Here is a 6,087-nt window from a genome sequence, read left to right on the forward strand (position 1 = left end):
GATGTGCTCGAATGGCTCGTGGCGGCTGTAACCCAGGCCGCCGAAGACCTGCATGGCACGATCGGCGGCGTCGCAGACCAGTCGGTTCGCGCGATAGTTGGCCATCGACACTTTGTCGGAGACCTCCATGTGGTGGTTGCGGTCCAAGTGCCAGGCCGCGTACTGCACCAGCAGTCGCACCATCTGGGCCTCGGTCTGCAGCTCGGCCAGCGGCCACTGCACGGCCTGATTGACCGCCAGCGGCTTGCCGAACACCGTACGTTGTCCGGCATATTCAGCGGCTCGATCGATGCAGTATTGCGCTGCGCCGAGGCTACTGGCTGCTTGCCGAATTCGGTTCTCGTGCAGGAACGTTTGCGCAACATCCAGCCCGCGATCGACCTCACCGAGTACCGCGTCGGCGGGTACCCGCACATCATTCAGCTCGACTTCGCCGTGGTCGGTGGGCATGTTGAATGTCCACCAGTAATACGGGACGCTAAATCCGGGGGCGTTGGTGGGCACCAGAAACGCGGTGATCCCCCGGGCTTGCCCGGCCTCGCCGGACGTGCGGGCGAAGATCAAGTCATGCGTGGCACGGTGCACGCCAGTGTTGAACCGCTTGGAACCGTTGATCACCCACTCATCGCCATCGGGTTTGGCGTGCGATTCCAGCCACGTCGCATCCGAGCCGTGCTGCGGCTCGGTGAGCCCGAAGGCCATCGAGCGCTCCCCGGTGATCAACGCTTCCGACCACAATGCGCGTTGTGTGTCGGTGCCGAAGCGTTCCATCATGATCACCTGCGGGAAGTTCCCGACGATCGACGCTTCGTTCTGCAAGTCGTTGTGCAGGCCAAGACCTTTGTGCGCCAGTTGTTCCCGGATCACAGCCATATCGACGTTGGTGCCGTCGCGGCCACCCAGCGACGCCGGCAACCCGTAGCGCAGCCAGCCGGCTTTGTCGGCCCGCCGGCGCATCTCGGAGAGCAGATCCTCCCACTCGCGGGTCGGGATGCCGTCGTTTTCCCAGTCGGTGCGGGCATGCTCGCGACGCTGGTCGAAGTACTGCATGTGCTCGGCTTGCAGCGGGGCGATATCCCGCTCGATGAACGCGTCCATGTCGGCGAGCAGCCCCGGAAGGTGTTCTGGCAAGGTGAAATCCATCTCTGAGCTCCTTACGCGCCGTACAGGGTTTTCTTCCAGACCGTCGACAATGTCGCGATGGCGTCTTCGTCACTGATCTCGACGCCCAGGCTCCCAGCGCCGGACGGCGTGACAAACACAGTGGTGAAGTTTTCGAATAATAAGGCGATGGCGGCTGCGATGTGCTCGGGATTGAGGTCGGATGCGTAGCCGTGCTGTTGGGCGCGTCGCACCGAGGCCGCGACGATGTCCATGCCGAACCGTCGGAATTCGTTTTGCACGGTCGCAAACCGCTGCTGGGTTGCCGCCAATTGCGCGACTGCGATCATGATCCCGATGTTCTGCTTGAACATGTTCCAGTAACCGGTGACGACGGAAGTAAAAAAGCCATCGTCATCGGTGGGGGCACCGCCCGCTCGCGGGGCTGAGTCCGGCAGGTGCAGGTTCAACCCGGACGGTGTTACGACGTCGTGCAGGAAGGACTCGGCTAAGGCGGCCAGTAGGTCTTCCTTGTCGGCAAAGTAGCGGTAGAAGACCGCTGCTGACTTTCCGGCCGCCGATGTGATGTCGGCCAGGGTTGTGCCGTGAAAACCACGCTCAGCGAACAGCTTACGGGCAGCCTGCTCGATAGCTGCCCGGGTCTGGCGGCCCTTGGCGGTCAGCGTCGGTGTTGCTCCCGGGGCGGTCATCAGGTCCTGATCCGGTCACCGGCTCGCAGCAGAGCACCCGGCAAGTCATGGCCGACAACCGATCTCGCTACTTCGGCCGCGTTGATGGTGGTCTGCAGGTCAATATCGACGTCGATGTCGCTGTCGTGCAATAGGTACACTAGGTCCTCGGTGGCGATATTGCCGGTAGCGCCCGGAGCGAACGGGCAGCCGCCCAGCCCGCCGACCGATGCGTCGAGCCGGGTGACTCCGGAGCTGACGGCGGCGTAGGCGCTGGCCAGTCCGGCACCGCGGGTGTTGTGGAAATGTCCGCCCAGCGGGAGCTCGCCGATGATCGGACGCAATTGTGCGATCAGCGAACTCACCCTTCCCGGGGTGGTGGTTCCGATGGTGTCGGCAATCGAAAACCGGTCAACGCCCCGATCGCGCGCTGTTGCGGCGATGTCGAGGACGCGCCGGGGCGGTGTGGGTCCCTCGAACGGGCAGTCCCACGCAGTGGCGACGATAACCTCGACGGCGACGTCGCTGTCGTGAGCGATAGCGACGATCTCGTCGATCTGATCGGTGGCCTCCTTACTGCTGCGCCCGACGTTGGCCGCGCTGAATGCGTCGCTGGTCGACACCACGTATTCGATCGAACGCAGCCCAGCCGCGACGGCCCGCCTGGCGCCATTGGGGCTGGCTACCAGTGCAGAGAACTCGATGTCGGGGTAGTTGCGCAGCTCAGCGGCAAGCTCGGCGGCATCGGCCATCGACGGCACCTTCGATGGCGAGACGAACGCGGTGGCCTCTACCTCGCGCACCCCGGTCGCGGCCACGGCTGCCAGCAGTTCCAGCTTGGCCGACAACGGGATTGGCTTTTCGATCTGCAACCCGTCGCGCAGCGACACCTCGCGAATATCCACGTGCTTCATCACGGCACCGCTCCTCCTCATCGCTTCGCTCTGCATCGTCGCCGGTGCGCTCATAGCACCTCCTCGGCGCGCAGCTCCGCGAGCTGCTCGGCGGTCTTGCCGAGCAGCCCGATGTAGACGTCGTCGTTGTGTTGTCCGGGCCGCGCCGGGCCGGCATTGCGAACCCTGCCCGGAGACTCCGAGAGCACCGGCACGATGCCTGGTCCCAAAACGGGCCGCGCGAGTCGTTCGTCGTAATGCCCGACCAGCATGTTGCGTGCCCGCAGCTGCGGGTCGTTGACCACTTCGGCGACCGTGTTGATCGGACCCGCGATCACGCCTGCGGCGGAAAGGGTTTCGATTATCTCGCGAGGCTCCCGCTCGGCGGCCCAGGCTCCGATGATATTGTCGAGCTCGTCTTGGTTGCGGCCGCGGGCGCCGTGGCTGGCGAACCGGTCGTCGGCGGCCAGCTCCGGGCGGCCCATCGCTCGGCACAGCCGGGCGAACACGGTGTCCTGGTTGGCCGCGATCACCACCCAGGAGCCGTGGGCGCTGCGGTAGATGTTCGACGGTGCGATGCCCTCTAGACGGGTGCCTGACGGACCGCGCACCACACCGCCGGCGTCGTAATCGGGGATCGTGGATTCCTGCACCGCCAAGCATGATTCGTTCAATGCAACGTCGACGACCTGGCCGTGCCCGGTGACGCTACGGCGGTACAGCGCGGCCAACGCCCCCTGGGCGCCGAACATGCCGGCCAGGCTGTCGCCCAGCGATAGCGCCAGCCGGGGCGGCGGTCCGCCGGGGAATCCGTTGAGGTACCGCAGCCCGCTGGCTGCTTCGGCCACCGAGGCGTAGCCGGCCTTGTGTGCGTCGGGTCCGGTCTGCCCGTAGCCCGACACCCGGACCAGGATGATGCCCGAGTTGCGTTGGCTGAGCACGTCGTAACCCACGTTCCACTTCTCCAGGGTGCCCGGACGGAAGTTTTCCACCACGATGTCGGATTTCTCGACCAGATCCAGGAACAGTTCGCGGCCGTGGGGGCGACGCAGGTCCAACGTGATGGCCTTTTTGTTGCGCGCATGCACCGTCCAGAAGACATGGTGCCCGTCGACTTCGGCCTGACCCCAGGTCCGCAACGGATCCGGTGCCCCGGGTGGCTCCACCTTGATGACCTCGGCGCCCATGTCGCCGAGCAGTCGGCCGGCGAACGGACCGGCGATCAGTGTGCCGAGTTCGAGCACCCGGATGCCGTCCAGTGGTCCGACTACGGTCATGCGCCGCTCCTCCCCATCGCTGCGCTCTGCATCGTCGCCGGCGGTGGTCGTCATTGCGCCCCGGCGAAGTCGTGGCGGACCAGCCAGTCGGTGACGATCTCCACGGCCGCGCGCAACTTGTCGCGTTGATCCGGCCCGGCGTAATAGTGTGTGGCGCCTGGTATTTCGTGGATCTCCTTGTCCGGATGGCCGATCGCTTCGAACAGGCGTCGGGTGTGGCTGGGTGTGCAGGCGTCGTCGGCCAGGTTGCCGATCACCAACGCCGGCACCGCGATGTCCTGTCCACAGGCCACCCCGTCGCCGTGCGCGTCGTCGTAGCTCCATTGCGAGAGCCAACTACGCAGGGTGGAGAACCGGGCCAGCCCGACCGGGCTCATGTTCACCACTTGAGGATCACCCAGATAGCAGGTTCCCGGGGTGCGTTCGTTCGGATCGACGTTCGGATCCAGCCACCGCGGGTCGGCCATGGTGCCATGCACGACGAATCCGAACTCGTCGTCGGGGCGGCCGTCGGCTTTCAGTTCGGCCAACTTTTCTTTGACCCAGGCAGTGATACGCCGATTGCGGCTGATCTGCGCTTCCCGGTAGCGGGCCAGGAACTCTTCGCTATAAGGCGGTCGGTTGGGGTTGTCCGGGTTGTACAGGTCCAGTTCCGGGTCGCGATTGGTGGGGTCGGATTCGTCGAGAATGGACGCGTCCAACCATTCGGTCAGCGTGCCGTGCCGGCTGATGTGTGCAGCCAGCAGCATGATGCCGTCGGCTGCGGGCAGATCAAGCTTGGTGAGATCGGGTCCGTCACCTGACGGGCTCGACGTGATCGTCGGGTGCTGGGCCTGCTGTTGGTAAAACACCGACAGCGAGCCGCCTCCGCTCCAGCCGGCCAGCACCACCTTCTGATAGCCCAGGCGCTCCTTGGCATCCTTGACCGCCGCGCCGAGGTCCTCGACCACCTTCTCCATCAACAACGCCGAATCGGTGCCGCGGAACCGGCTGTTGCAGTAGATGACGTGGTGACCGGCCCGGGCCAGTGCGTTGATCATCGGCAGGTACGCGCCGCCGCCGATCGGATGCATGAACACCAGCACGGTGTCGGACGGTTTGTCTTTCGGCTTGAGCAGATAGCTTTCCAGCACAGTAATTTCGGCCAGTCCGCCGTAGACATCTCGGACGCCGGAATTGTTCTCAAACGCAACGAGATAGGGGATGCGGTCGTAGTCGTGTTTCACAGCTCGTTCTGCATCGTCGCCGGCGCGCTTCATCAGTGCTGTCCGAGGTCGTGTGCCAGCAGCTCGGCTGACGGGGTCAGTCGCCGGCGGGTGTCGATCGCGATCACTTGCCAGTCGACGCGGGAGTGTTCGTCGAATTTGCGGCGGGCCCGCTCTCGTGCCCTCTCCGGCGCGCCGTGGTGAACCCCTTGCGGCGCATGGGTAATCAGCCCTGGTGGCATCGGGATGCCGTAGAGCGAACCGCCGTGAAAGAACGCGATCTCGTCGTAGTCGACGTTACGGTGATACCACGGTGTGCGTTCGGTGCCCGGCACACCCTCGGCGGGTTTGGGCAGGAAGTTCATCACGTACACGCCGGTGGCTTGCATGAAAAGGTGCACGGTCGGCGGCAGGTGGACGCTGTCGGAGGTGATCACGTTGTAGTCGGCGATGTTGAAGGTGAACGCGAAGTTGTCGCCGCGCCAGCCTTCGACGTCGAGCGGATTGTGTTGGTAAAAAAGCGTCGTCGGGCCGCCCTCGTGGACTAGCCGGACCTCGTACTCGTCGCGAGCATCGTCCTCGACGGGCTTGGGCTCGGGGATGACGGCTTGCGAGGGGTCGAAGGGGAAATGCCGGCCCAGCGAACCGGGCGGCGGGACGCGGAACTCGTCGCTGGCCTCGATCATCAGCAGCGTCGATTCGGCGTCGGGTACCTGGCGCCAGGTGCATGCCTTGGGGATGTACACCCAGTCGCCTTGGCGGTAGCGCAGCGGCCCGAACTCGGTCTCCAGCAGGCCGGCGCCTTGGTGTACGAAGCACAGCAGATCGCCGTCGACGTGTCGCGCGTAAAACGGCATCGGCGCCTGCCGGCGAGAGAGTGAGATGCGGCAGTCCGGGTTGGCGAACATCAACAACGGCCCAC

At 65.0% G+C, this 6,087-nt stretch carries 6 protein-coding genes; all 6 read right to left on the bottom strand.

The genetic code is table 11. From position 1 onward, the window contains the following. Window positions 1-1,143 (bottom strand): acyl-CoA dehydrogenase family protein (locus tag WAN71_RS14015; RefSeq protein WP_422225914.1); only part of this gene is annotated, 1,143 nt, incomplete at its 3' end. An 11-nt stretch (window positions 1,144-1,154) separates the two neighbouring features. Further along, window positions 1,155-1,811 carry a TetR/AcrR family transcriptional regulator gene (locus tag WAN71_RS14020; protein ID WP_422225915.1) on the bottom strand — a complete coding sequence of 219 codons (657 nt, stop codon included), beginning with the start codon at window positions 1,809-1,811 and terminating at the stop codon, window positions 1,155-1,157. Further along, complete coding sequence (locus WAN71_RS14025) at window positions 1,811-2,707, bottom strand: hydroxymethylglutaryl-CoA lyase (RefSeq protein ID WP_422225918.1); 897 nt, start codon at window positions 2,705-2,707, stop codon at window positions 1,811-1,813. Before WAN71_RS14025 ends, WAN71_RS14020 begins: the two co-directional genes overlap by 1 nt. 47 nt (window positions 2,708-2,754) lie before the next feature. Continuing rightward, on the bottom strand, window positions 2,755-3,960 hold the full coding sequence (locus WAN71_RS14030; RefSeq protein WP_422225916.1) for a CaiB/BaiF CoA transferase family protein: 1,206 nt from the start codon (window positions 3,958-3,960) through the stop codon (window positions 2,755-2,757). A 50-nt stretch (window positions 3,961-4,010) separates the two neighbouring features. Then, the gene (locus WAN71_RS14035) at window positions 4,011-5,186 is read right to left on the bottom strand and encodes an alpha/beta fold hydrolase (protein ID WP_422225919.1); all 1,176 of its coding nucleotides are present in this window, start codon (window positions 5,184-5,186) and stop codon (window positions 4,011-4,013) included. A gap of 32 nt (window positions 5,187-5,218) precedes the next feature. Next, window positions 5,219-6,087, bottom strand: an 869-nt coding sequence (locus WAN71_RS14040) for a homogentisate 1,2-dioxygenase (protein ID WP_422225917.1), incomplete at its 5' end; no start/stop codon positions are given.

This window comes from Mycobacterium sp. (genome assembly GCF_049280035.1).
Classification (GTDB): Bacteria; Actinomycetota; Actinomycetes; order Mycobacteriales; family Mycobacteriaceae; genus Mycobacterium.